We start from the raw sequence: 25,502 nt of genomic DNA on the forward strand, positions 1-25,502 counted from the left end.
TTCTCCTTCTCAAAAACAAGGAAACGGAGATGAGATGGCATAGCAGATCCCATGCCGAGGCAACATCAGAGCGGTAGGAAATCTACCCTGCGCTACTGGAACGCAGGGCAGAACAACCGTATACGATCACAGAGATGCTATGCACCCACATCTTCGTGCAACTTATCGATTTAAGAGACTACCCACATACTGGAGAATCTCATTTGCGCACACATGACAGTAGCCGTGCTCCGTCATCAGGCGGTTAACCACCTCATTGATCTTGCGCAACTGCTCTTTATCCGGTGTGCGTGTTGATGTGGTGATCTTGACGACATCCCGTAAATCAGCAAACAGCTTTTTCTCGATAGCTTCCTTCAGGCGCTCGTGGCTGGTATAGTCAAAGGTTTGTCCTTTGCGTGCCAGCGACGAAATGCGGATCAGGATCTCTTCACGGAAGGAGCGCTTCGCGTTTTCCGAGACGCCAATCTGCTCTTCAATCGAGCGCATCAGGTGCTCATCAGGCTCCATCTCTTCATCAGTGATCGGATCGCGCAATTTGGTCTTGTTGCAGTACGCCTCGACGTTATCCAGGTAGTTGTTCAACAGCGTTCGTGCCGACTCCTCATAGGAGTAGACAAAGGCTCGCTGAACCTCTTTCTTCGCCATCTCGTCGTACTCTTTGCGTGCCTCATTGATAAAGTTCAGGTAGCGCTCCCGCTCTTCTCGTGTGATGCTGGTATGCTGATCCAGGCCGTCACGCAAGGCACGAAGGGCATCGATCGGGTTAATACAGGTGACATTCTGTTTGACCAGCGCATTTGACAGGCGGTTAATCACATAGCGCGGCGAGATGCCGTCCATGCCTTCGCGAACCGCTTCCTCCTGCAACTCGCGCACATCTTTCTGCTTGAAGTCCTCCATATCCTCGCCGTCATAGAGCTTCAGCTTCTTCATCAGGCTCATCCCGGCTTTCTTGGAAGGCTCAAGGCGGGTCAGCACGGCGAAGATACTGGCAATACGGAGCGTGTACGGTGCGATATGGACGTTCTTCAAAGCGCTTTGCTTGAGAAGCTTTTCGTAGATTTTAACCTCATCGGAGACACGCAGGTTATACGGCACTTTGACCAGAATAATGCGGTCCTGCAATGCCTCTGATTTCTTATTGCCAACAAATGCCTGATACTCATGCTCGTTGGTATGGCTGACAACGACCTCGTCCGCGTAGATCATACTGAAGCGCCCGGTTTTAATGTTCTGCTCCTGACTCAGAGTAAGCAGTACATACAGGAACTTTTCATCACAGTTATGATTGACGATACCATTCGCGATAAAGGTATGTGAACCCGGGACATGGAAATCCCAACACTCAGCTTCACCATCCTCAAGCGCAACAATCTCATCATAAAACAGCGATGGGTTCAGGAGCGCATTCAATCCGGGAGGTGTTTCCACCCATCCGTCTAGCTTCCCGAGCATTTTCCGGGCCATATCACGCGTACAGCTATTTGTACCGGTCCGGAGCATATGGAGATTCCTATAATCTTCACCCAGAATCTGTTGGGCCCCGGTATAATCTACCGCGTGAGAGCTACCAGCGGCCTGCGTTTTTGCAATCGTGACCTGCTGAAGTTCCTGCGAAATGGTAGCCCAGTATCCAGCGGTATTCGGGATCAGATCAGCTCTCCCTGAGCGAGCCACACCATTGGTACGGGTCTCATAGGCAAGCTGTTTGCTCAGCGGACGCAATGGCATCTGCTTTGCCAGCATATCAGCATCCACGCCATCAGCCGCAACCACCCAGTAAGAACCGGGCTCTTTCATCTGGGCAGAGCGAGCCTGGACACGTGTTCGGCGAGCCACCACACCCATGTTGAGCAAGACGACCTGAAGCTGCTTTGCAAGCGTTTCGGAGGCAGTTGTCCATGATAGACGCCCTTTGGCAGTCACTGTTCCGTCTCCGGCAAAGTAGCCCGAGAGGAATTCCACCATACAGGCATGAGACGATTGGAGCACACTCCAGGGAATTTCTTTGTTGCATGCTCCGCTCTGGAACCCGATATAAAGCGCAAAGTCAGCCAGTGAAACCGAATTGAGCTGAATGGTATGACGATTCCGCCGAGGAATAATACCAAAAACCTGTTCAGTCAGAGAGGCAAAATCGTCACGCAGTTCGTCTTCGGAACTGGTAAAACGAACCGTACCATCAGGCCGGATATCACCTTCTGCAACCATATAGCCGAGCCAACGAGCAAGATCAGGGGTCATGCGCTCAGGCACCCGGATCCGCTGTGCAAGTTCGGCTCTCTGAGGAGTCCAGCGCAGTTCGACATCCTGACCCCAGAGGTTCTGGCCCTTTTGCAGCACAAGCCAATCACCGGGCTGGAGTTCATCATGTCTGCGCCAGATCAGAACACCATCCTGATTCACAATCTGAACACGGTGTTCAGGCGTGCCCTCCTGCGTAAACCCTCTTCGTGTGACCAAACGCCGGGTCTTGCTCTTTCCTGCATAGAACAGCTTGGTCGCAGTCTCCACACCGACACTACTTGCCAGGGAAAGCTGAATATCACGCGACATACCAGCAGGCTGATCAGGAGATGCAAATGAGTCCAATCGGCGGATTCCGTTAGAAGTGAAGAGCAGAGTATCACCAGAGAGGCACTTCAAAATCTCAACGAATTCCATAATGCCGCGATTTGCGATATTTAATTCACCGTCGAAACGGTACGCGCGGGGGTCGCTCTCTGAGCCAACTTCACCGATAGTAGAAAGGTCAATGCCGCCGACCAGCTCGCTGATATCCTGCGTTTTGGGGTCCGAAGGCGTAAAGGTCCCGATACCAGTCCGATACTTCTCGCTAAAGGTGATACGCTTGACCGGGACGTCTTCAATTCGCCCCTCATATTTGGTATCAACCATATAGCGACAATGCGGGCAGAGCTCACCTTCTATATACAGTCCAAACTCGCGCTCGACATCTGGTCGCAACTCCATCGGGATCAGGTGGAGCGGCTCTTCATGCATCGGGCAATCCTTGATCGCGTAGACTGCGCCCACAGGTGTGCGGCTATATGCCTCCATTCCACGCTTGAGCAAGGCCACAATGGTTGATTTACCGCCGCCAACAGGTCCCATGAGCAGCAGAATACGCTTGCGCACTTCCAGACGTTGTGCAGCCGAGTGGAAGTAGTCAACGATTTGTTGAAGGGGCTTCTCTATGCCGAAGATCTCCTGACTGAAAAAGTTGTAGCGATGTTCGCCGGTGCGAGTCGTTTCAACGCCCGCATCCATAATCATATGGTAAATGCGTTCGTGCGATAGACGGGCCACTTCAGGCCGCTTCGACGCAATCTCAAAGTATTGCGCAAAGGTGCCTTCCCATAGCAGCTCTCGCTCTCTATCGCGATATTCTTCCAACCGCTTCACCAGATCCATGGCTTACCCTCTCTTTGCTGTACAGATCGATGACGTATGGACGACCTTCTGAAGCAGTCTCATGAAAGAAACTGATCCCCCTTTACTCACGTCACCGATGAGACAAAAACTACAATTGACAGCTAGGGAACCTTCGTACGCGTTCGGGCAAGGACAAAGTTCTACGTTTGTGTGTTTCAAGTTGCAACAGTCTCAATGGACCGCTACACACTCACCCTCAACGAGAGGTGAGAGAAGAGCGCAGGTTTCATCACTCGTTCATAGCCGTTCATCAGAACCCCGGAGGTTGTTGTAGCCCATGAACACGAGTAACGTCACCTTCACACCCTCCTTTCCATTCCCAAACTGCTTGTGATGCTGCGCTGGTAAAGAACGCATCACCTCTCCCCATGCCACAACCTTCGTTCCAGCAGGATACAGAAGACCGAAAGGGCCAGTTTCTCACGCTCAACAAGGCGTGTGAGAACCAGCCCTTTCCAACGTTTCTATTTTTATATGCTTGATTTTCTACTATAAATCCAGCCCTTTTTACAGGTTGGTTGTAATGGGTTAGAGTTGTCAACTGCATCCGTTTGATGCTCCTACAATATTTCAATGTGTCCTTTCTTAATCCATTGTAACCAACCACTGATGTTCTTCAGACGGTTACGAACATCTCTGCCAACTATTTTTTAACCTCATCTAGAACGTTCTTCCCTCCTATGGGGTTTATCTTCATTATAGCATATTTCTCTGCTTACTTCAATTCTAAAATGAAACGATACTGCGCCCTTTAACGCCATTCTACGTACCTTGCCAAACGATCCGGCAACCGTACGATTCGACATCCTCGCACAGGCTACTCAGCATTCTCACCATTCTCCTATAAAAAAAGCCGGTATCCAGTCGATACCGGCCATCCATTCAGTCTACACGGGGAGGTCCCTGTCTGATCCGTCGACGCAAGGTCTCGGGATCGCTCGTCGCCCAATCAGATTCCATCCACCACGTTACACCCGCCTCTTGCCAGGGCCGCACCAGCGCCGCCGCCTTCTCGGGATCATCGCCCGGAGTTGTCCCTTCCCAGACAATCTCAAATGGCGTGTCTGCCACACGATGCTGAACAACATATTCCCTGATCGCTCGCGTGTCATCGGGCGTCATCTCCGCCCGGGGTTTCGTGGGGATGACGCCATCATAGCGTAACGCCCGCTGCATTGACTTATGATATGGCCAGGCCCCGATCACCCAGATGGGAATATGGCTCAAAGGAGTAGGCCGAAAGCGCATCTCATCGAGCTGATAGTGCTTGCCCTGATAGGAAAACGGCTCCCCGCTCCACAGTCCGGTCAGAATCTCCAGACTCTCATCAAGCAGTTCCGCCCGCTCTTTCAGGTCCGTCACCTCACCCACCTTTGAAAAACCGCCATCATCAAGCGCCCCCAACCCAACAGAGAGCGTGAAACGCCCCCGGGAAAGATGATCAAGCGTGAGCGCCTCACGCGCGACCTTCCACGGACGCCGCCTTGAAAGCGGGGTGACAATCGCGCTAAGACGAATGTGCTGCGTACGCAGAGCCATTGCTGCCATCACAATCCAGGGATCATACACATGTTCCGCTTGCTCGATATAGATTCCATCCCAGTAGAAAGCGCCATCCCATCCCGCCTGTTCCGCCTCATATGCCAGCTCAGCGACCGTGTGTACATCCCCACAGGAGATGATAAAGCCGTACTTCATTCCACTCTGCTCCTCTCTAATGCCCATAACAGATTTGCGCTGTTTCCAGCATAGCAGCAGAAGGATGTCATCTCCCGTCATATTTAGCGGGAAAGTGTCAGCTTCAGGGAGGCGCCCCGCTGGATCCCCAGCGTTGCCGCCGCATTCCCATTCTGGATAGCAACCGCAACAAAACCGGAACTATCTCCGTAGATAAAGGGGTGAGCCGCACCTCCGGCCTGAGGGGCCGCAAAGGTCGGCCGATACCCTGTCACCCGTACATCGTGCTCGGTAAAGGTCAACTGAGCGGAACGATCGCCATCCAGTTCCGGGACCATCGTTAACGGGATATTTGTAATAATATTGCCAAAATGATCGATATGGACTACAGAGCCCTCGATTTCGGCTCCCGCGCGCACCGGCTCTACAAACTGCAAGCGCTGCAGGGCTTCTGGGGCCAGGGTAGGTCCGAGCTCGGTCAACGCAACGCCACAGGCAAGCGCTGCCGCAGCCGGAGCAAAGATATCGCGTCCGTGGAAGGTCGAGCTTACCTGCGTGAGCCGATAAGCGGGATTCTCCAGCACAACAGCCTGATGTATGGGCTGCTGAGCCAGGATATAGCTGAACAGTCCATTATCGGGGCCGACAAAATACCAGTCGCCGAGGTGCACCGCAATGGGGTGACGCACACTTCCCACGCCCGGATCAACCACACAGAGGAATACCGTTCCTTTCGGGAAATAGCGATAGCTGTTCGCCAGGATCCAGGCGCCGGCGGGGACATCCTGTGGCGCTATTTCATGGGTGATATCAACCATTTGTGCATGCGGCTCGGTATCAAGCATGACACCTTTCATCACGCCAACATAGCCATCAGCAGTACCGAAATCGGTCAGTAAAGCAATAATCGGTTGTTTCATGTGTATCTCATTCTCTCCTTGATGGTGATTTTCGCTAAACACACAGTATGGGCAAGTATGGCAAAGGTAGAAATAGGATACCTGAGTTTATGCCTTTCTATGACAAGCCCTTCCTACGCATTAAGAAGGGCCTTATATATCATAAGTCATACTTGCTATGACAATGCCAGATAGATGTGCTATACTAGCGGCAATGTAGCCATACTTCAAAGAAACTGCGAATAAACACGCTGTAAATCTGTTGGAAATTTATACAAGACGAGCCAGCGACCGGAGCGATACAGGTTATGAATGTCAGTACTGGTGGACCGCATATTCTACTATTTGAACGAGATCAACAACTGGCGGGATTGCTGACCAGTGAACTTCAGCTTGCAGGCTATGAGTGTCATACGGCACGCACCGCAGTTGAGGTATTTGACACCATTGCACATCAGCCAATTCGTCTGATTCTCGTGAACATATCTCAGGCGGCGGCTGCACGTCGAGAGTTCTGGGTGGCTCTGGATACGCAGCGCCGGGGCCGAGGTATTCAGGTCCTTACATTTAATTGTACAAACATCGCAGGATATGGGGCACGCGAGTTTGAAGATGGCGGTCAATCATCCACCGCAGATCTAGAAGTTGACGGCATGATCGGCATTATGAGCCTGGTCGATGCCGTGCGTTCTCGTGTTCCGAATCAGACAGTGTCTGCCCCCTCTGGTAATTCAACATTGCCACGTGTTCCGAGGGTTCCACCACCACCACCGATGTCGCCTACAACCCCCTCCTCGCCGCGCTCCGTCATGTCAGGTGCGTATACAACCAGTACCAATCAGGCTGGCGGTAATACCGCCCAACGCTTCCCGTCTTCACCAGATTATAACCCATACGCACCCCCACGGAGCAACCAGCCTTTTCCGGGGAATACAGCGGCGTCAGGCAACGATATAGAACATACTGTGCAGACGACCTCTTATACCGACAAAATACGCGCTGTTCTCTATCCCAACCAGCGCAACTGGACAACGCAACAGGGCAATGAGCCCGAAACCGAGCCTGTCGACAACAACAAACCTGCTTATGAGTACCAGACGCCTTCAAAGGCAAACGAATCAACGATTCTTCAGCGTCTGGCAAGCGGGCAGGAGCCCTCTGATCCCGCCAACGAGTCCGGTCTGGCGCAGCTCTCACGGCTGGTCCAGTCGCGTCAGCCTATTCCCAATGAGCCGCCCGTTGCACCGGAACCGAGCACCGTTACCTACAACACAAATACACCCTTCAATCAACCGGTACCACCCGCGTTCACCCAACCCGAGCCACAGCCACAAACGCCTGAAGAGTTTGTGCCATCCGGCTTCCATGCGGTGCAACAACAACAGTCACAGCTTGACCCTTACAATCCTCAGCCCATCGAGGAGCCGCAGCCTGACACCTTCGTGCAATCGGGCATTCACACCACGCTGACAGGGATGCGCATGCTTCAGTCGAGCGCCGAAGGGGTACGCACCATCAAGCCAAACGAAGATAGCATCGCCTCGCAGCCGTTACGCGCTGCCCCGATTCAGGATATTCCGGTTGAACGGCCCGGCTCACAGAATCAGCGACGTACCGAGCCACAGACTCAACCCGCACCGGCAACCAATACGCCGCTGGCTTCGATCGCCTCGGCAACCGTCGCCTCCAGCACACCGCCCCGTACAACTGCGCAATCTCTCAAGGTGGAGACAACCGTCAGAGAGGAAGAGGACAACGAGCAAGAGGAGCAGATCTTCCCGATCAGCAAAAACGAGCCCAATACCGAAACAAAGGGCAACAGCAATCAGGCCCTCGTCGAGCAGATCAAGGCCGAGATCAAAAAGGTTGCCAATGAGCCATTGAACGAGAGTGAGACGTCCAAAGGGCCCAATAATGCTGTGCTGATGAATATCATGCAGAGCCTGCCGCCCATGCCAGCACCAACCGCTCAGGCTCCCCAGCCACAGGTGCTGAACGGACATGCGACGCGCACACTCAATAGTGTGTTACTTGAAGGACATCTGGTGCCTGAGAGTCGCCTTCAGGTCGCGCAGAATATCCAGCGTATGCTTCGTGGCGTTGATCTCAACTACCAGCTTGGCGAAATCCTGTTAATGTTCAAGCTGCTCACACCGGATCAACTGCTTGCCGCTAGCCTGCTCAGTCATGGCCTGATCACCACGGCACAGATCGCTGCTCTTGGCCGCATTCGGCAAGAGCTCCATTCCATCGGCCTTGAATACGATTTGGAGAACCTGCTGATCCTGTTCAGAATCCTCACACCAGAACAGATTCGCGAAGTCAAATCAGAATGGCAGGGATAAAAAGACAGGAGGGAAAGCGCGCCTTCCCTCCCTGTCTCCCGGTTCATCAGTCCTCCGGTGCAATTCGCTCTATCTGTGCTCCAAGCTGCCGTAATTTCCAGTCGAGATGCTCATAACCTCGCTCGATATGCTCGATGCCATACACCTCGGAAACACCTTCCGCACAAAGCGCTGCCAGAATGTAGGAACAGCCCGCCCGGATATCAGGGATCAGCAGACGGGTCCCCTTGAGTGGTGTTGGACCATTGATCACGCAGCTATGCCGATGCTCTTTTGAGCGGAAACGGCAGGGCACCTCACCCAGACATTTGGTAAAGAGGCCGATCTGCGCCCCCATACCAATCAGCGCCTCGGTATAGCCAAAGCGATCTTCGTAGATCGTCTCGTGCACCACAGACATGCCTTTTGCCTGCGTCAACAGCACAGTAAAGGGCTGCTGCCAGTCGGTCATAAACCCCGGGTGCACATCGGTTTCCAGCGCGATTGCAGGCGGCGGCGTCTCACGCCCGATAAAACGAATCCCCTCGTCATCGACCTCGAAGCGAAGCCCCATTTTCGAGAGCGTATTCAGGAAGGTGAGCAGTGTGTCCTGCTGTGCGCGCCGCAAATAGACATCACCCCGCGTCAGGTAGGCAGCGATTGCCAGCGAGACGGCCTCGTTGCGATCACTGAGCAAGGTATGCACCGCGCCATGCAGCCGCTCAACGCCTTCAATGACAATACGCCGATCTACCTTGATTTCAATGATCGCGCCCATTTTTTGCAGCAGCTTGATCAGGTCGATAATCTCGGGCTCAGTCGCAGCATTCTCAATGATGGTCACCCCACGAGCCAGCGAAGCCGAGATCAGGAAGTTCTCCGTTGCCATCACGCTCGGGAAGGGGAGCTTGATTGTGGTACCGCGTAGTCCGTTGGGAGCGGAACAGAAGTAATGGCCGTCCTTCTCAATAATTACAGCCCCCATCTGGCGCAACCCATTGATATGAAAGTCAATCGGGCGTGGTCCGATCCGATCACCTCCGGGAGCCGGAATAGTGACCTCGCCGCGCCGATGGAGCAGGGGACCAAGAGTCAGGACCGCAATACGGTTCAGGCCACCCACCTCCGTTGAAATAACCGTCTTCTGCACATCTGGCGTCCGAATCGAGAGCGTATGGTCCTCTAGCGACAGCTCAGAACCGATATCCTCGCAGAGCTTCATTGTCAGGTACATATCGCCAAGCAAGGGGACATTGCGCAATATACACTGTTCGTCGGTGAGCAGAGAGGCAATAATCATTTTCGTGACGGCATTCTTTGCCCCACTGATGACAACCTCTCCTTCAAGTGCAGTTCCTCCTGTGATCCGATAATACGGCCCACGTTGAGACGATGCAGTAGTGAGTTCCATTCAACAACCTTTCTGTTTCATGCACTTTTTAATACCGACCGGAGTTCCCGGGGGCCTTATAGAGCCAGCGCAACGCATTGAGCTTTGAGCCACGCACCGCCATATGCGACCGGCGCGTACGCGCCCGCTCCCGATCAAGCGAGTCCAGCAGGTCCAGAAAATGGTTGACGCTCTGGGCCACGCCCTCAACCATCAGGTAACCCGAGGGCTTTACTGCATCGCCAACCAGATACAGTCCCTGTACGTGCGTTTTTGGTGAGACATCTTCTCCCTGTGAGAGACGATTTACCGGCCATTCACCCCGATAGGTGCCCATTGTCAGCACCCGGCAGTGCTTCTCAAATGTCTCTCCAAACAGCATGCGGAGATCAGCCAGTGCTAAAGCCTTTTCCTCTTCCACATTGTGACTTTGAATCACCTGATGCGTAATCAACAGATGTTTTCCAGGAGGCGCCAATGAAGGGTCACTGTTTGTCGGCTGCACGATCCCGGCAATACGCTTTGTATCCAGGCAATACATAATCCCACGATGCGGGATCAGCGAGACATCACTGAGCACATGTACTTTCAGGCCAACGGCTTCCCTGATCGTGGGCTCACCTCTCAGTGGCGCCTCCATTGCCGGATTTTTCAGTTCTTTTAACAATGCTGCCTGCGTGATCCGTCGGTTCTCTAGCAGGGCATCCGTGGCGCGTGGGCCAATATCACTGACAACCAGCGGAGCATAGACAGTTCGCTCTTCTCCGCTCGTCTTCTGTAAGAAACGCACCCCGGACACCTTGCCCTCTTCCTGCAGAATCTGGCGCACTTCACAGGAATGCAAGATCTCTCCCCCCTGCTTGATAACATGTTGCTCCAGCCGTTTCGATAGCGCTCCACATCCACCATCCACAATCGCTGGCGCACCAAAGCGAAACATATTCTTTGTCGTCTGGATCACTTCAGCAGTGCTGACCTGATGCAGTTCAAGGCTGAGCGCAAAGCGCGAGATACGCTCGAAAAAGGCGACCAGTTGCGGGTTACGCTTCACGTTGATATGCCGCTCCAGCCAACGATCAAAGGGCAAATCGCGCTCATCTGCGGGCAGAGGACGGAAAAACATCAACCACCCCAGACGCAGGAACCAGCCAAACTGACGCGGTCCGAGAAAGCGCGATACACCCAGGAGCCCGCGCACACGGTGTTGTTTGCCATGAACATGAAAGGAACCAAAAACATCGGCATCAAAAAAGCGATAGGGAACGCGCAACCGACTGAGCATGTGCGCCAGAACGCCACTGCTTCCAAACGGCACCATATGCACGGCCCCTGTGCTTACCTGAACACCCTGAAAGGTTTTGGCGGTAAAGCGGCCCCCACTATGATTCAGGCGTTCCAGCACGAGCACGTGCTTGTTCCGCTGAACCAGATGGGCGGCGGCAAGCAAGCCCCCCAGACCCGCGCCGATGACGATAGCATCATAGCGCTCACTGGCCGGGAGGACTGGTGCGAGATTCTGTGATAGCTGTTCTTGCATGTAACAAGTCCGAATATATATCTGAATTTCTTGATCGAAAAGAGCGTGTGGTTTGTATCTCCAGAGAGGAATTCTAATAGCAAAGAGGAGGCACCCGCAAGAGGGTGCCTCTCAAGGTTGATTGTTCTTTGTATCAGACTGGAAGAATAGAGCGTCTTCCTTAGCCCTGCGACTCATCACCGATCATCTTGCGCAACAGCGAATTGCACTCGGCCATTGTGTTCAACACGGCCTGGTGAATCTGGAAGACCTTGTTCAGCTCACGCGCTTTGCGAGCAAGCTTGGTAACATACTCGATGTCGCGAGGATTGTTCATCACATCTTCCATCAACTGCGAGAGCTCAGCCCATGCCAGCGCCTCACGGCTGCGTGCGACATCAGCAATGGTGTTATCCATCCGCTCCGAAACGCGGCGAATACCGGAACGAAGCTGATTAGCCACACTGGCAACGTCGCTCTCATGCTTGCGCATCGCGTCCTGTGTAGCAACAAACTGATCTTGCAACTCCTTAACCTGACCATCCAGCGAACTCAGGGCAGCGATCACGCTGCTCAGATCCGGCAGTTCCGGCTGAGAGATAGAAGTCAGGCGACCGAAAGTAACATTGGGATCATTATTGAGGATCGGGGTAGGCGGCACAAGATCGAGCTCAGGAGAAGAGGTCTTCTGGGTCTTCTCAACCTGCGGCGTATAAACGGGCTTTTCCGGCTCTTCTTCCTGTATAGTTGGTATGTCTTCAACAGGAACAGCAGGCTCCTCGGTTGCGGGCACCATCCCCTCCTGATCTGTAAAGGAGTAGGAGTCGGAAGACGAGCCATGCAAAGCATTCGCTTCGGGGTCAGACATCGAGAACGTGGCATACTCCTCCGCGTCCTCGGTTGTCGGGATGGTGGCATTCGCGTCGGCATTGGTGCGATACGTATGATCGATACTGGATTCATCAACGCTGACAGTCGGAAAGTCAGCGACATCATCCGCAACTGAGCCGGGAGCGCGGAAGATCAGTTCATGCTCTCCAATGCCGATATGATCGTTCTCGCGCAGCTGATGCACAGCGTTCTCCTCAAGCTGCTGTCCGTTGACAAAGGTGCCATTCGCACTGTGCTCATCTCGCAAGAAATACTGACCATTCTCAAAAGTGACCAGTGCATGCCGGCGTGAGGTCAGCTTATCTTTCGATAACAATATATCACTATTTGGTGCGCGCCCTATTGTAATTTCAGCTTTATCGAGCACGTATTCCTGAATATCGTGTCCATCCTCGGAGCGCAGAATAAAGCGAGCAGGCTCCTCAATTTTCTCCATAGTCGCATTCGCGACCGGCGCTGCCTGATAAGCGGGTTCTTGTTCGGAGTTCCCGGAAACAGTCGGGGCCATTGGATCGGACCAACCACGAGCAGGCACGGTACCCGCCTCCTGTCCAGATGGACTCCATTCATCCTGATTTGCCAGAGTGGGCTCACCTGCGCCCGCAGGGATTGACTGTTGAGGCACGGCAGGGGTTCCATGCAGGCGATTGCCGCAGTTCAAGCAAAAATTATCCTCTGGCCGCGTATCGGCCCCACAAAAGGGACACTTATCCATGATAAAAGTTCCTCCCATTCGTTGCACGCAATGATTTCGCAACGTACGCGCACAAAAACTTCTGTCATTATATCAAAAGTACAAGTTAAGAGTCGAGGGCGACGCGACTGATCCCGCATGAAAACAGCCAACATGACAGACTACAGAGTAGTTCATATCCTTCTAGAGAGTAAAACGAAACATTCGCCCTGTATCGTGAACACACCCCATGAAGGAAGTGGAGGTTCCCATCACCTCGGTCTTTATAGCACTTCTGCTTTTCACTTTCTTGTACGGGTCGACAGGGAGAAAAGAGTACCCCTCTCTTCCCTTCTTCCCACAGAAAAGATTACTATTATGAGCAATGTAGACAAAAGCAGGGAGTACTATTCTCCCCTTTTTGCAAAAAGTATACTCTTTACAAACGGGCCAAACTATGAAATAGTTCTCATCCCGTTCTGATGGCAGGGGACTTTACAGCAGCCAGATTTAATGCTACCATTACAATTCACCAACGACGAAATAGACATGAGAGCCTTTTTTACCTTTCTTGGCACATAAGTGAGGGGGGTGGCGGGGAGGACGACAATACAAACAAGCGCTCAGTTTCAGAAACAACGAGAGAGCCACCCATCTGGTGAACAACAAAGCCAGTATTTTTCTTTTCAAGAGAGATTAGTTGAAGCAAACGAGAAGAGAGGGGCCTTCTGTGCCATAGATATGAATGCAAAACAAATCTGGCAAACAGCAATAGAACGTCTACAAGCAAAAGTACCCCATAATATTTTTACGACGTGGTTTCAGGGTACCACCGGGCTTTCTTTTCAGGATGGCGTCTTTACCGTTGGTGTCTCCACCCCTTTTGCAAAATCACATCTGGAACACCGCTTTGCTGACCCCATCCGTTTCGCGCTCGGCGAAGTGATCGGGAACCCGGTCGAAGTACAAATCGTCGTAGCCAAAGAACGCCCACAGACGGAAGCTACAACCGATATCCTTTTCTCTCCTCCCCGACGGCCTCACCGCCTGGGGAAACATCGTCCGTCCCTGGTACAGCGCGAGAAACATCTTGCTGAGACGGGGGCTAACCCAAAGGGGTTCATTCTTCCGCTCCAGCGCCTGAACAAAGACTCGGTCAACCAGCCTGCTCAGGAGCAGACCTGGGACGATGAGCCGCCTGCCCGCTCGCCGATTCAGATCCCGGCAACCCCTGGACTTAAAACGGTCAAATCGTCAACACCCTATACCGGAGAAAGCCAACTGAACCCACGCTATACCTTCGACGCCTTTATTGTGGGGAAATCAAATCAGCTTGCCCATGCAGCCTCAAAGGCCGCAGCAGAGAAACCCGGGCAGATCTATAATCCACTCTTCCTGTATGGCGGAGTCGGCCTGGGCAAAACTCACCTGCTCCATGCTGTTGGACATGAGGGAGAGTCCAAAGGCCTGACTGTCCTGTATGTTACCTCTGAAAAATTTACCAATGAGATTATTAATGCCATTCGGTATCAGAAAACAGAGGAGTTCCGGGCCAAATACCGCCAGATAGATATCTTGCTGGTCGATGATATTCAGTTCATCGCAGGCAAAGAGTCTACAGAAGAGGAGTTCTTTCATACCTTTAATACCCTGCATAACGCAAACAAGCAGATTGTTGTCACCAGCGACCGTCCCCCTAAAGCGATTCACAGTTTGCAGGATCGCCTGCGCTCACGCTTTGAATGGGGTCTTCTGGCCGATGTCCAACCACCAGAATATGAGCATCGATTGGCAATTCTTCGCTCTAAAACCGAGCTTCTGCATTTCCCCGTCCCAAATGAGGTGATAGAGTATATTGCTCGGCCCGAACGCGCAAATGTGCGTGAGCTGGAGGGCGCTTTGAATCGCGTGATCGCCTACGCCACGCTGCACAACGTCGATATCACAACTCACATCGCCGAAGCTGCGCTGGAAAACCTCTATACGGAACGAAAGCATACTCCCATCAAGCTAACGGTCGAAGAGGTATTGGAGGGCGTCTGTCGCTACTATAATGTCGAGATAGAGCGGATTCGCAGTAAACAACGCGATCGCGAGATTGCCTGGCCCCGGCAGGTGGCAATGTATTTGATGCGCGAAGAGACAACCGCTTCCTTGCAGCAAATCGGCGCGGCTCTTGGCGGACGCGACCATACCACCATTATGCACGGGTGGGAAAAGGTCCAGGCTGAGATCAAAAACAATGAGCGCGTGCGCCACGAGATCGCTGCCGTGCTGGAATCCTTGCAACACAGGCCGTAAGAGCGATAGGGCCTGTGTTGCCCCCCTTTTTCAAGAAGCGCTAAAGTGCGCTGGAACTTGCCTTCCCCTTCAAGCGTAGATGGAGCAGATAGCATTCTCTACTCTTCTAAAAGCTTTCTTGCAGCGGAATACTGTAGCCTTTCCCCTCGCTGGACACTATAATAAGGCTGCAAACCATACCAAATTTTCGGGTAGGAGACTTGTATGCAACAGCAACAACAGCAGCAATATGGAGATTTTGACCTTCTGGCTGTATTTCGCGATGAGAGCCAGGCAAATACAGCCATTGAGAAATTGTATAAAGCTGGCTTCGACAAAGACGAAGTTCATCAGCTCAGTGAAGGATCATATGGAGCAGGCGAGTTTCGCGTCCACGGGCCACAGGATCGAAGCGAAATGTTTCGTCAGGTCACGGTAACACGCCCGAATCCCGTGCTTATTATCGTACTCGCCGTTATCTTTGCCGTGGTCCTCGGGGCGCTGGCCTTTGCCGCTACCTTTGCCCTGCCCTCGATTCCCGCGCCGCTTCTGATTACCATCGGTGTGGTGCTCGGTGTGGTGATTGGTGCGCTTATTGGCTTTACCCGCCGCAAAACCGTTGGCGCAATCGGACAGAAGACAGCACAACCCGCACCGTCCCCAACTCGTGCAAATGGCAAGGCGAAGAACGTCGTTGCCCTGCGCTTCCATGAGCCCGTCAATATCAGCCGCAAGTCGAAGGCCAGAGCCATCCTGTTGAACAGCGAGGGCAAAATAGACCGCAGCGTTGGCCGTCAGGAATGAGCAAACCACGACTCCCCCGCCTGAGAGCAGTCAGGCGGGACTTTTTTTGGTCCGGATAAGGCGTTCGGGCTAGTCCCGGAAAGGGGTTTCAGGGCCATTCCAGGCGCTCAAGCAGCCGCACGAAGCGAAGGAGAGCAGAAGAAAGGCAGTTGAGAGTGAATTTTCCACACTTCTCCTAAGAAAGGGGCCTGCCCACTGGCAAAATAAAAAAGACTTGTTTACAATAGTCTATAGCATGCTTAGTGTTCCAGCTACGTGTTAATCGAGGAAAACGGAGAGTTGTAGCATGCCCCAGGATGTGGGTTTTTCACCCCTCAACTCGCTCAATCCAGAAGAGATAGTGCGGGAAAGAGTACAACTGCTTCCCCCGTACAAGGTTATCCTGTTCAATGATGACCATAACGATATGATGCACGTCGTGTATGCGCTGCTCGAAACCGTCAACTCGTTGACGATGAAAGAGGCAACGCATATTATGCTCACTGCGCATCTCACCGGGCAAGCGGTTGTTGTTGTCTGTCCGAAGGAATTAGCTGAGTTTTATCAAGAACGCTTGATCGATTACGGCTTAACCGCAACGATTGAGCCAGATTAGCTGTAGTGTTCCAGGCGGCCTCTATCGGTCGCCTTTTGCTTTGTACCGATTGCGACGGGCAGTAACGGGAAAGATGTACAACATCTCCATACTTCGAGCGTATAAATAAAGAGGAGAGACGATTAAGACGCTGTAGTCTGGAACAGAGAGGAAAATAATACAGGTGGACTGCTCCATTGACTCAGAGAAGCGCCGGTATTACAATCCTGTAGGACACAAACCCGACAAGCGAGCTTGCTGACATTGCAGGAACTCACTCTACCGGGTAGTCAATGATGCTGTTTTATCATGCTCCACCAGGAGGAAATCTATTATGGTTCACTTATGGGGTTCCCGCGCCAAAGAAGAGACGGTGATGAGCAAATCTGCTCTAGGTGAGGGTGCCACCGGGGATATAGAAGTTGTAATCTGCGGCGATAAACTCGATTACAACCTTGTCTACCTGGCCTGTCAAATGGCGAAAGGAGCCAAACGTAAGGTCCATCTTGTTCATGTGATTGAGGTTCCACGAGCACTGCCCCTGAAAGCTGTTCTCACTGAGGAGTCTGAACGAGCTGACAAACTACTCAATTCTGCAATGGAGATCGCCCAACGCGTGGGATGTGAAGCAATACCCGAGATAGTCCAGGCTCGCGATGCGGGACCGGCTATTGTTGATGAGGCCAGAGACCATCACTGTGCACTGATCCTGATTGGACTGGTACGTAACAGTAATCGTACAGATCTGGGCAAAACGGTTCCCTATGTACTGGCAAATGCGCCCTGCCGCGTCTGGCTGGTGCAGGACCCGGCACCGCAAAAGGTGATGGCTCAGGTCTGATCTCTACATCAAAAAGAGAGGCTCCCCCTCTCTTTTCCCACAATAAAAAAAATGGTAAGAATGGCTCTATGAGCGTTACCACAGAGTCGCTCTTTGTGGTATATTGCATGCTTTTCTTCCCGGACTGAATACGTGTGCTACAATAAAAGCGTGTTACTAGTATCATCGCGCTATTGTTTTCTTGAAAGACACACTTTTCTCAGTCGTCCGGGGAGAGATTGTATGCACACTGACGCCAATACAACTAATGTTCCGCGCCGCTCACATAAAGATTATTACACTGCGCTCTATCAGGCCGCACTGACCTTTACTTCCAGCCTTGAGCTTGATCAAGTGCTGCAAAGTGTTGTGACCAGCATTACTGAAGCCATGCAGGTTGATGCCTGTGTCCTTCGCCTATTTGATCAGGAAACTGGTCAACTGCACTTGAGCGCCGTTTATGGCCTGAGCGGCCAATACCTTGCAAAAGGCCCTGTAGATATCACCCATAGTGCGATTGACAGTGAAGCGCTTGCCGGAGCCCCCGTCTGCATCACTGATGTTCGTGTAGATAAACGCTTCCAGTATCAGCATGCCGCCAGAGACGAAGGGCTTGTCTCGCTCCTCTGCGTTCCCCTGGAGGTTCATGGAGAGGCGATCGGTGTCTTGCGCGTGTATACAAAACACGAGACCGACTTTAATGAGGATGATATCCAGTTCCTTTCTGTCCTGGGCAGTCTGGCCGCGTTGGCTATCGAAAATGCCCGCTTATATGAAGGCGTCAGGAGTTCCTATCAGGGCGTGATCGGTGCCCTCTGGGGAACACCTTTTACCTCTATGTAGTGACATACAGGTATATATGCTATCAGGAAAAGCAATGAGGGGAGCGCTGGCTGTTTCAGTGCTCCCCTCATTGTAAGCCTCACCGAAGCAGCAATTGCGCCGCCTGCTGTCCCTGATTATGCAGGGCAACAATCTGTTCTATCTCGGCAGGCGTACAGGCGAGCAACAGCTTGATCTCGCTATCTCGTTTCAACATATCTACACAACAGAGGAGCGCCGTCACATGTCGCTCCTCCAGACTTCCCACCCAGACGTCAACACCCTGCCCATCACCCGATGTGGTGCCCGCCAGATATCCATAGTCCAGCGGATAGACCATAGAAGCATAGCGCGGATGCTTGCTCCCCTTTGGCCTGTCAATGACCAGTTCCGTTGTCGAAACCAGCTCATCCAGATAGTGCCAGAAACGTTCTTCGCTCATCACTTCTCCTTATATCAGGGCAGTCGTGAGATGGGGCGAACTGAAGCAGGCGCGCTCACCGCGTTGCTTCCCGGGAACAGGAAACAGACGCGCCGAGAGTTGTTTCCGCCAGCGCAGTGCCAGAGCCGCGACATCAAGCAGAATATGCGCGATCTCTTCCTGCGTACAATCACCCGGCAAGGGCACGGTATCAAGCCCGGTTCCACAGACGCTTGAGTAGAGTAACAACGAATGCAGGTGCACTTTCCGCTCGCTCCAACGCCGCCCCAGAAGCGTATCTTCCAGTACCGGCAACATCAGTCCGTTATATCCACATAGCGGCAACTCGATCGATTGCAATGCAGTAGTCATGGCCGCCGTGACCGCCAGCGACCCGGCAGACCCAAGCTCGCCATAGCCACACGCCTCAATCGCCTCCGCAATACTCTCGTCGGCCATCGGCGCTGGTGAAAGGTCAATGCCACCAAAGCGAACACCAGCCTCCTGTGCCAGCTCCTGACCAAGTGTCACCATTGGAGCCGCTGCCGCATAGCAGCTATTGCGTACCAGCTCTGTGATCTGTACAGGAGTCAGCACCCCCTTCGTTTCGGCCTGCGCTCGCTTAATGGCATCCCTGACCAGACCGGCCCCCTGAACGCCAAGCGTGATGTTTGTCGGCCCCGCATGATAGGCCGCAGGAAAGAACGGTCCTCCCGGTTTTACGCAGGCAAGCAACGCAAAGCGGAAGTTCCCAAAACCCTCGTCGGTCTCAAGCGCCAGCCGCCGCATCACATGCGCCGTCAGCATCGCTGCCTGATAGGATAACTCCCGTTCGACAAGCACCGTAGCACTGAGCGCCGTAGTCGTGATCAGCATATCAGCCAGTGTATCAAAGCTGGCGGTCGCTGCTTCCTCGGCACGGAGAGGCCCAATCGAGCAATACTCAATTCCCTCTTTCTCTAACAACCGCTGTAGCTCCTGTGCATACGCTTGAATCTGTGCAATTGACCAGCCTGTAAGATCATCAAAGAGCGGGCGCGTTGAGAACCGCAGCGTCTGTACTGTATAGCCCTGCTCCTGAAACTGTTGCCCGATACGCCGGACTAGCGCCGCGGCACGCTGAATCTGCTGCTCCTTGAGCGGATGAGCCTCTGAAATACCAAGCGTAATAGCACGAATAGGTGGGTATGGCATTGCTTTTTCCTCTTTTCTTTGCTTGCTCTTGAATTACAAGATAGGTACTTACACGCCCTTTGCACGCGATAGGGAAGTCTCCCTTTATCTGCCCAGTATACAGAGGCAGGATTGACGGGCGCAAGCATACCGACTACACTTGAGCTAGAATGCGATGGAGGGGAGTTTTGCTTGAACGTTATGCACACGAATGAACACCTTGCCGATGGACAGCCTGATTGCTTCCTTTGTACCCTGGATAGAAGCAGCCATGCGTTCCATGAAACCCAGATTGAAGGACGGATACTCAGCGCACAGGAAACAAGCTATCAGGGAGAACGTTTCGCAACATTTTTTCTGGACACCGGGAGCCGCTACATTGCCCTTCATCTCTCCCACAGCTACTATCGCAGTCTTGTACAGGCACTGCGTGAGCGACGTGAGGCCATCCGAAAAGCACCACTCAATCTACGTGCCTATCATCTCCCCGCAGAGCCCGAGCCGATAGAACAACAGGGTGTGAGCTGGTATCATTACTTCGGGAATCAATACTCACTGGCGATTCTGGAACCGGACACACTGCTGAACATCACCGACCTGAATCAGGCAGAATATTGCCCACGTCAATATCTTCTGCAACGGCTGCTCCCCTCTCCCTCCTCCATCGAGGCCATACGCGGAAATCTGGTGCATTATTGCTTTAAAGAGCTGCTGAAAGAGCATGACCGCAACCCGGACCCGGGACCGGCCCTGGATATTCTGCAACAGCACCTGGAAGAGGCACTGAAGCTTTACAGTATTGATATCGCTCTGGCACAGTTCACGCCGGATGCGCTCCGTGCCGAGGTACAGCCGCATCTGGAAAGCCTTGCCCGCTGGTATGAGAGTGAACGCACCACCCTGTGGGATCTGGCAACACCCTCCAACGGGCAACAGGTACGCGCTGAAACCTTCCTGCTGGCGCCCGAGATCGGGCTGCGCGGTCGGTTGGACCTGTTCTGGCAACAGGGAGAGCGGCAGCGCCTGCTTGAGTTAAAAACTGGCGGAGCGAATGGAAAGCTCCCGAAGACAGCGCATCGCTGGCAGGTGCTTGGCTATCATGCCCTGCTGGCAGTTCGCCGCGACTCCAAAATGAAGCGCGCTCTCGGTACCCTGCTCTACAGCGGCACACCGGGCCAGGCTCAGACTTTTGGCATTCCCTCAACAATTCGCGAGTTGCAACGCGTTGTAGAGACGCGCAACATCCTTGTCCTGCATCAGATCAGCGCCATTCCCTCACCACCACCCGAGCGCCGCTGCCCGCGCTGTAGCCTGCGCCACGAATGCAACACGATCTCTTCTTTGCTGCAATGGGAACCACCAGATCTCACCGATGATCCGCTTGACGCTGAATCTCCTTTTCCCAACGTTCGAATCAATGAGGAGCGTCCCTTCTTTGCGCACTATTATCACCTGCTCCAACTGGAAGGTAGAGAGGCGGAGAAACAGCAGGCGCAACTCTGGCAGGCTCCCGTTCTGGAACGGATCGAGCGCGGTGTGGCCCTCAGGGGACTGGAACCGCTGGGCGAAGCCAGGGCCGAAAAAGACGGCTGGGAACAGACCTTCCGCTGCATCAATACCTCTGAACTACGCGAGGGCGACGAAATCCTGCTCAGTGACGGCGACCCGATTCGCGGTGAGGTGGTCAGCGGCACGATCCTGAGAATCAGCGCCGAAGAGGTCACGGTCTGGACTCGTGAGCTGATCGCGCATCCGCACCTGATCGACCGCTACTCAAGTGATCTCGTCCATACTCGCACCCTGCAAAATCTAACCCGCTGGCTTCAGGTCGAGCCGCATCTGCGCGATCTGGTTGCCGGAAAGGTTCGGCCCCGCTTCTATGAGCGCCACGTTGAAGGTCGTCCTGAATTCAACATCGAGCAGAACCTTGCGGTGACCCGTGCCCTGCAAATGCGCGACTATCTACTTGTGCATGGTCCTCCAGGAACCGGCAAAACCAGTGTTATTGCGGAGATCGTCAGACGCCTCTGTGCTGAGGGCAAGCGCGTGCTCCTGGCAGCATTTACCAATCAGGCCGTTGACAACATCCTCAAGCGCCTCGAAAAAGAGGGCTTCACCGATTACATTCGCCTGGGGCACGAACGGAGCATCGATCCACAGGTGCAGCATCGCCTGTTGCAAACGCTGGTCGACGATCCTGCAAGCGTACATGAGGTGTTGCAACGCATGCCCGTTATCGCTTCAACCACCGCCACATGGTCATCAGACAAGTATGGTGAAAATGGCCTGCACTTTGATGTGGCCGTCATTGATGAGGCCGGACAACTGACGATTCCCGCAATTCTGGGAGCGCTTCGCTTCGCCAAACGCTTTATCCTTGTTGGGGATGAAAAGCAGCTCCCGCCGCTGGTCCAGAGTCAGGAAGCAGCCGAGCTTGGTTTGAGCGAATCGCTCTTCAGCCAGCTCAAGCGGCTGGATGACGAGTATATGCAACAGGCGCCACAGGCGATCAGCGCTTGCGTGCCGTTACGGGTGCAGTATCGTATGAACAAATGGATCTCTCACTTCGCCTCGCGGGTCTTCTATCAGGACCAGCTTGTAGCAGCACCAGAGATCGCAAACCAGCGCCTCCGCTTCACCAGAAAGCCCGAAAAGCTGTCCGAACCAGAACCAGCCTTTGTCGTCCCGATGCTCGTTCCCGGTCATCCGCTCGTTTTTCTGGATGTGCCGGGCAACGAAGACGAGCACAAAATCAGTACGACAGAGGCACAGGCAGTTAGAGCATTGGTGGGTGGGCTGCTGGCCCGAGGCGTTGCGCCGCAGGATATTGGCATTATCGCCCCCTACCGCGCTCAGGTAGCGCTGCTCAGGCGAACCCTGCTTCAGCCAGATATCAGCTACGAATGGGAGGGAACACCAGACATCAGCATAGATACCGTCGATCGCTTTCAGGGAGGAGAGCGCCCGGTCATTATTATCTCGTTTGCGACCGCACGAGAACCGGCCCGCGACACCCTCCGCCGCGATTTCCTGGTTGATCCGCACCGTCTGAATGTCGCTCTAACCCGGGCACAACAGAAGCTGATGCTGGTTGGCAGCGTAGCAGCACTGGAAAACCTGCCCATTTTCAACCGCCTGATAACCTATTGCCGCAGCATGAAAACGATCACACCCTATCATCCTTCCTGATCTGCAAGCGTTATTGCAAAGATCTATTGCAGCCTGCTACAACTATAGTGTATGCTCAAGAGTATCTACAGAAATGGAGTGTGCGAGCAGAAGATCAAGGGTAAAAGGAGCAGCTCAAACAGAGGAGGATAGAATGAAGCAGGGCTCAATTCTTGTTGTTGGTAGCTTGAATATGGATCAGGTAGTACGCGTTCCTCGCATCCCCGCGCCAGGCGAAACATTGCTCGGGGCCGGTTCCTTGAAACTCATCCCGGGCGGTAAGGGGGCCAATCAGGCTGTTGCAATGGCCCGACTGGGAGGCTCAGTCAGCATGGCCGGACGAGTAGGGAGCGATCCCTTTGGCAAGCAATTGGTAGCAGAGCTTCACAAACACTCGATTGACACTGAATTGATCGTCACAGATCCTATAGAATCAAGCGGCGTTGCGTTCATCTTTCTATTGCCCGAAGGCGAAAATTCGATTGTTGTTGCAGGCGGGGCCAATATGCAGGTCGGACGAGATGAACAGCACTTTGCAGCAATTCAAGAGGCACTTCCTCAGGCAAAGGCCCTCGTACTACAAATGGAAATCCCTATCGAGACGGTCACCCGCCTGATCGAAGCTGCCCATAAGGTTCACGTTCCCGTTATTCTCAATCTGGCCCCGGCGCATTCCCTGCCACGAGAGGTCTTACAAAAGGTCTCTGTGCTGATCCTCAACGAAACCGAGGCCAGCCACCTCAGCGGCCAGCAAGTGAACACGACGGAGGATGCACAGGTTGTCGCCACGGTCCTACAGGGATATGGCATTCAGACGGTTGTTATCACCCTGGGAGGCAGAGGAGCTGTGTTGGTCACCCGAAACGAGGAGCACAAACCACGCTGCGTCTATCAGGCGGCCCCCCGCATCCAGATTGTGGACACAACAGCCGCCGGGGACTGCTTTGTAGGCGCATTGACCGTTGCCCTTGCCGAAGGGAAGCAGGCAGAGGAGGCGCTGCGCTTCGCAGTCTATGCCGGCTCGCTCAAAGTAACGCGGTTTGGCGCTCAATCGGGCATGCCAACACTGGAAGAAGTGCTTGCCTCATATCCCTCACACTGAGCGTCGGTGAGTAGTCTCCAGATCTTCGCACTGGAAACTACTCATGCTCCCTTTGCTAGCGGACCGCCCGATGCAAGAGCTGCACAAAGCGCTCATGGGATGCGGTCAGAACAACCTCTACGTTTGGCTCACGCTGAAGAACATTCCCGATATCCACAATAGTCTGGCCACGAGTTAACGAATCGGTCGCGACATCGACAAAGAAGCGGCCCGTCTCGGTTGCCGTTTCTGGCTCAAGCGCGATCGCCATTGTCAGCGGATCAGCCAGCACAATGCCCCGTTGTAGATTCTTCTGACTGACTTCCCGCGCCACCCGCTGAATATCGACACAGAACGTGGCCAGCGACGTGCCTTGTGCCTGAAGCTGACCTTCTTCCTCGGGAGTCAACATACCATAGCGACTTGAAAGCTGCCAGTCAACCAGCTTGATTGGCATACCCGAAGCGAACACGATTTTCGCTGCCTCAGGATCGACCCAGGCATTATATTCCGCAACCGGGGTTACATTACCACCAGAGACTGAGCCCCCCATCACAATACACTCTCGAACCAGAGACGCCAGTTCCGGTTCAAGCGTGAGAGCAAGCGCTAGATTGGTCAGCGGCCCCAGGGCCACCAGCGTGATCTCAGAGGGATAGCGCCGAATCGTTTCACGCAACACATCAACCGCATGGCGCTCCGCGGGCACTCTTCCGCTCAAGGGCAACCCGATATCTCCCAGACCATCCTGTCCATGATAATCGTGAGCTGCCTCCAATGGCCGCAATAACGGTGCAACCGCCCCGGGATAGACCGGCACCTGCTTGCCACACAACTCAACCGTGTAGAGCGCGTTCTGTACCCCCTGCTCAAGTGGCATATTTCCGCATACCACCGTGATCGCCTCAATCGTCACATCAGGATATGTCAGCGCCATGACCAGCGCGACTGCATCATCACTGGCTGTATCTGTATCGATAATAAAACGCCGCATAGAATACTCCTTACAAAAGCCTTATTATCTATCACCCATATTGATAGTAACAGAATAGAATACTCCTTACAAAAGCCTTATTATCTATCACCCATATTGATAGTAACAGATATAATAAGAGGACGATGCAAGTCGCTTTTGACAATTGCCCGGAAATACAGTATATTACAAGAGTATATTCCGACCTTTTTACTCGGATTAAACAGGAGCAAAATCAAGGAGCCGATGAATGGCACAGATTAACGAAGCAGAAGTACTGGACGCCTTACGCGAATGCTATGATCCAGAGATACCGGTCAATATCGTCGATCTCGGGCTGGTGTACGGCCTTAACATAAACCAGGAAGAAGGGCACGTAGATGTCACCATTACCCTGACAGCTATTGGTTGTCCGATGGCCGGAGAGGTGATGGAGGAGATCGACATGCGTGTACGTCAGGTCGAAAACGTGAAAAGCTGCAAAGTCGACCTCACCTTCGATCCTCCCTGGTCTCCTGAGCGGATGACAGAAGACGCACGGTGGGAACTGGGTCTTGTCTAAGCAGAAAACACAATGG

General features: G+C 53.4%; 18 protein-coding genes. 9 read left to right on the forward strand and 9 right to left on the reverse strand.

Going from position 1 to position 25,502, the window contains the following annotated elements; translation table 11 throughout:
• Positions 1-162: 162 nt before the first annotated feature.
• From KTH_RS18695 to KTH_RS18705, 3 genes are all read right to left on the reverse strand, one after another.
• Entirely contained in the window at positions 163-3,417 is a 3,255-nt protein-coding gene (locus tag KTH_RS18695; RefSeq protein WP_170142323.1) for an LAGLIDADG family homing endonuclease, read from the reverse strand.
• A gap of 903 nt (positions 3,418-4,320) precedes the next feature.
• Positions 4,321-5,136 (reverse strand): LLM class flavin-dependent oxidoreductase, encoded by an 816-nt coding sequence (locus tag KTH_RS18700; protein ID WP_111318884.1) that lies wholly within the window; start codon positions 5,134-5,136, stop codon positions 4,321-4,323.
• Positions 5,137-5,219: 83 nt separating this feature from the next.
• Positions 5,220-6,035: an SAM hydrolase/SAM-dependent halogenase family protein gene (locus KTH_RS18705; RefSeq protein ID WP_111318886.1), complete on the reverse strand. Its 816-nt coding sequence runs from the start codon at positions 6,033-6,035 to the stop codon at positions 5,220-5,222.
• 287 nt (positions 6,036-6,322) lie between these two features.
• Here KTH_RS18705 and KTH_RS18710 point away from each other — a divergent pair, with 287 nt between their 5' ends.
• The gene (locus KTH_RS18710; RefSeq protein WP_111318888.1) at positions 6,323-8,359 is read left to right on the forward strand and encodes a hypothetical protein; all 2,037 of its coding nucleotides are present in this window, start codon (positions 6,323-6,325) and stop codon (positions 8,357-8,359) included.
• Positions 8,360-8,405: 46 nt separating this feature from the next.
• Here the strand turns inward: KTH_RS18710 and murA are convergent, their stop codons facing one another.
• The 3 genes from murA to KTH_RS18725 all read right to left on the reverse strand — a co-directional run bounded on the left by murA (position 8,406) and on the right by KTH_RS18725 (position 12,850).
• Positions 8,406-9,749, reverse strand: coding sequence for a UDP-N-acetylglucosamine 1-carboxyvinyltransferase (gene murA / locus KTH_RS18715; RefSeq protein ID WP_111318890.1), 1,344 nt, complete (start codon positions 9,747-9,749; stop codon positions 8,406-8,408).
• Positions 9,750-9,777: 28 nt separating this feature from the next.
• Positions 9,778-11,265, reverse strand: a complete 1,488-nt coding sequence (locus KTH_RS18720) for a phytoene desaturase family protein (RefSeq protein ID WP_111318892.1) — start codon at positions 11,263-11,265, stop codon at positions 9,778-9,780.
• A 160-nt stretch (positions 11,266-11,425) separates the two neighbouring features.
• On the reverse strand, positions 11,426-12,850 hold the full coding sequence (locus KTH_RS18725) for an FHA domain-containing protein (RefSeq protein WP_170142324.1): 1,425 nt from the start codon (positions 12,848-12,850) through the stop codon (positions 11,426-11,428).
• A gap of 699 nt (positions 12,851-13,549) precedes the next feature.
• Here KTH_RS18725 and dnaA point away from each other — a divergent pair.
• The 5 genes from dnaA (at position 13,550) to KTH_RS18750 (ending at position 18,129) form a co-directional block, all read left to right on the forward strand.
• Positions 13,550-15,109: a chromosomal replication initiator protein DnaA gene (gene dnaA / locus KTH_RS18730; protein WP_111318896.1), complete on the forward strand. Its 1,560-nt coding sequence runs from the start codon at positions 13,550-13,552 to the stop codon at positions 15,107-15,109.
• A 204-nt stretch (positions 15,110-15,313) separates the two neighbouring features.
• A complete protein-coding gene (locus KTH_RS18735) occupies positions 15,314-15,892 on the forward strand; it encodes a hypothetical protein (RefSeq protein ID WP_111318898.1) in 579 nt (192 codons plus the stop codon).
• 286 nt (positions 15,893-16,178) lie between these two features.
• Positions 16,179-16,487, forward strand: a complete 309-nt coding sequence (locus tag KTH_RS18740; RefSeq protein ID WP_111318900.1) for an ATP-dependent Clp protease adaptor ClpS — start codon at positions 16,179-16,181, stop codon at positions 16,485-16,487.
• Between the two features lie 313 nt (positions 16,488-16,800).
• Positions 16,801-17,307: a universal stress protein gene (locus KTH_RS18745; RefSeq protein ID WP_111318902.1), complete on the forward strand. Its 507-nt coding sequence runs from the start codon at positions 16,801-16,803 to the stop codon at positions 17,305-17,307.
• Positions 17,308-17,529: 222 nt separating this feature from the next.
• Positions 17,530-18,129, forward strand: a complete 600-nt coding sequence (locus tag KTH_RS18750) for a GAF domain-containing protein (RefSeq protein WP_111318904.1) — start codon at positions 17,530-17,532, stop codon at positions 18,127-18,129.
• 79 nt (positions 18,130-18,208) lie between these two features.
• Here KTH_RS18750 and KTH_RS18755 read toward each other — a convergent pair whose 3' ends face one another.
• Both KTH_RS18755 and KTH_RS18760 read right to left on the reverse strand, forming a co-directional pair.
• Positions 18,209-18,550, reverse strand: coding sequence for an inorganic pyrophosphatase (locus tag KTH_RS18755; protein ID WP_170142325.1), 342 nt, complete (start codon positions 18,548-18,550; stop codon positions 18,209-18,211).
• Positions 18,551-18,559: 9 nt separating this feature from the next.
• Entirely contained in the window at positions 18,560-19,723 is a 1,164-nt protein-coding gene (locus tag KTH_RS18760; RefSeq protein WP_111318908.1) for a DUF711 family protein, read from the reverse strand.
• Positions 19,724-19,903: 180 nt separating this feature from the next.
• Here KTH_RS18760 and KTH_RS18765 point away from each other — a divergent pair, with 180 nt between their 5' ends.
• Positions 19,904-22,891: an AAA domain-containing protein gene (locus KTH_RS18765; protein ID WP_111318910.1), complete on the forward strand. Its 2,988-nt coding sequence runs from the start codon at positions 19,904-19,906 to the stop codon at positions 22,889-22,891.
• 133 nt (positions 22,892-23,024) lie between these two features.
• On the forward strand, positions 23,025-23,972 hold the full coding sequence (gene rbsK / locus KTH_RS18770) for a ribokinase (protein WP_497620463.1): 948 nt from the start codon (positions 23,025-23,027) through the stop codon (positions 23,970-23,972).
• Positions 23,973-24,027: 55 nt separating this feature from the next.
• Here the strand turns inward: rbsK and KTH_RS18775 are convergent, their stop codons facing one another.
• Positions 24,028-24,945, reverse strand: coding sequence for a nucleoside hydrolase (locus KTH_RS18775; RefSeq protein WP_111318914.1), 918 nt, complete (start codon positions 24,943-24,945; stop codon positions 24,028-24,030).
• Positions 24,946-25,174: 229 nt separating this feature from the next.
• Between KTH_RS18775 and KTH_RS18780 the strand changes: the two genes are divergently transcribed.
• The gene (locus KTH_RS18780) at positions 25,175-25,486 is read left to right on the forward strand and encodes a metal-sulfur cluster assembly factor (RefSeq protein ID WP_111318916.1); all 312 of its coding nucleotides are present in this window, start codon (positions 25,175-25,177) and stop codon (positions 25,484-25,486) included.
• The last annotated feature ends 16 nt before the right edge of the window (positions 25,487-25,502 follow it).

Source organism: Thermosporothrix sp. COM3 (genome assembly GCF_059696735.1).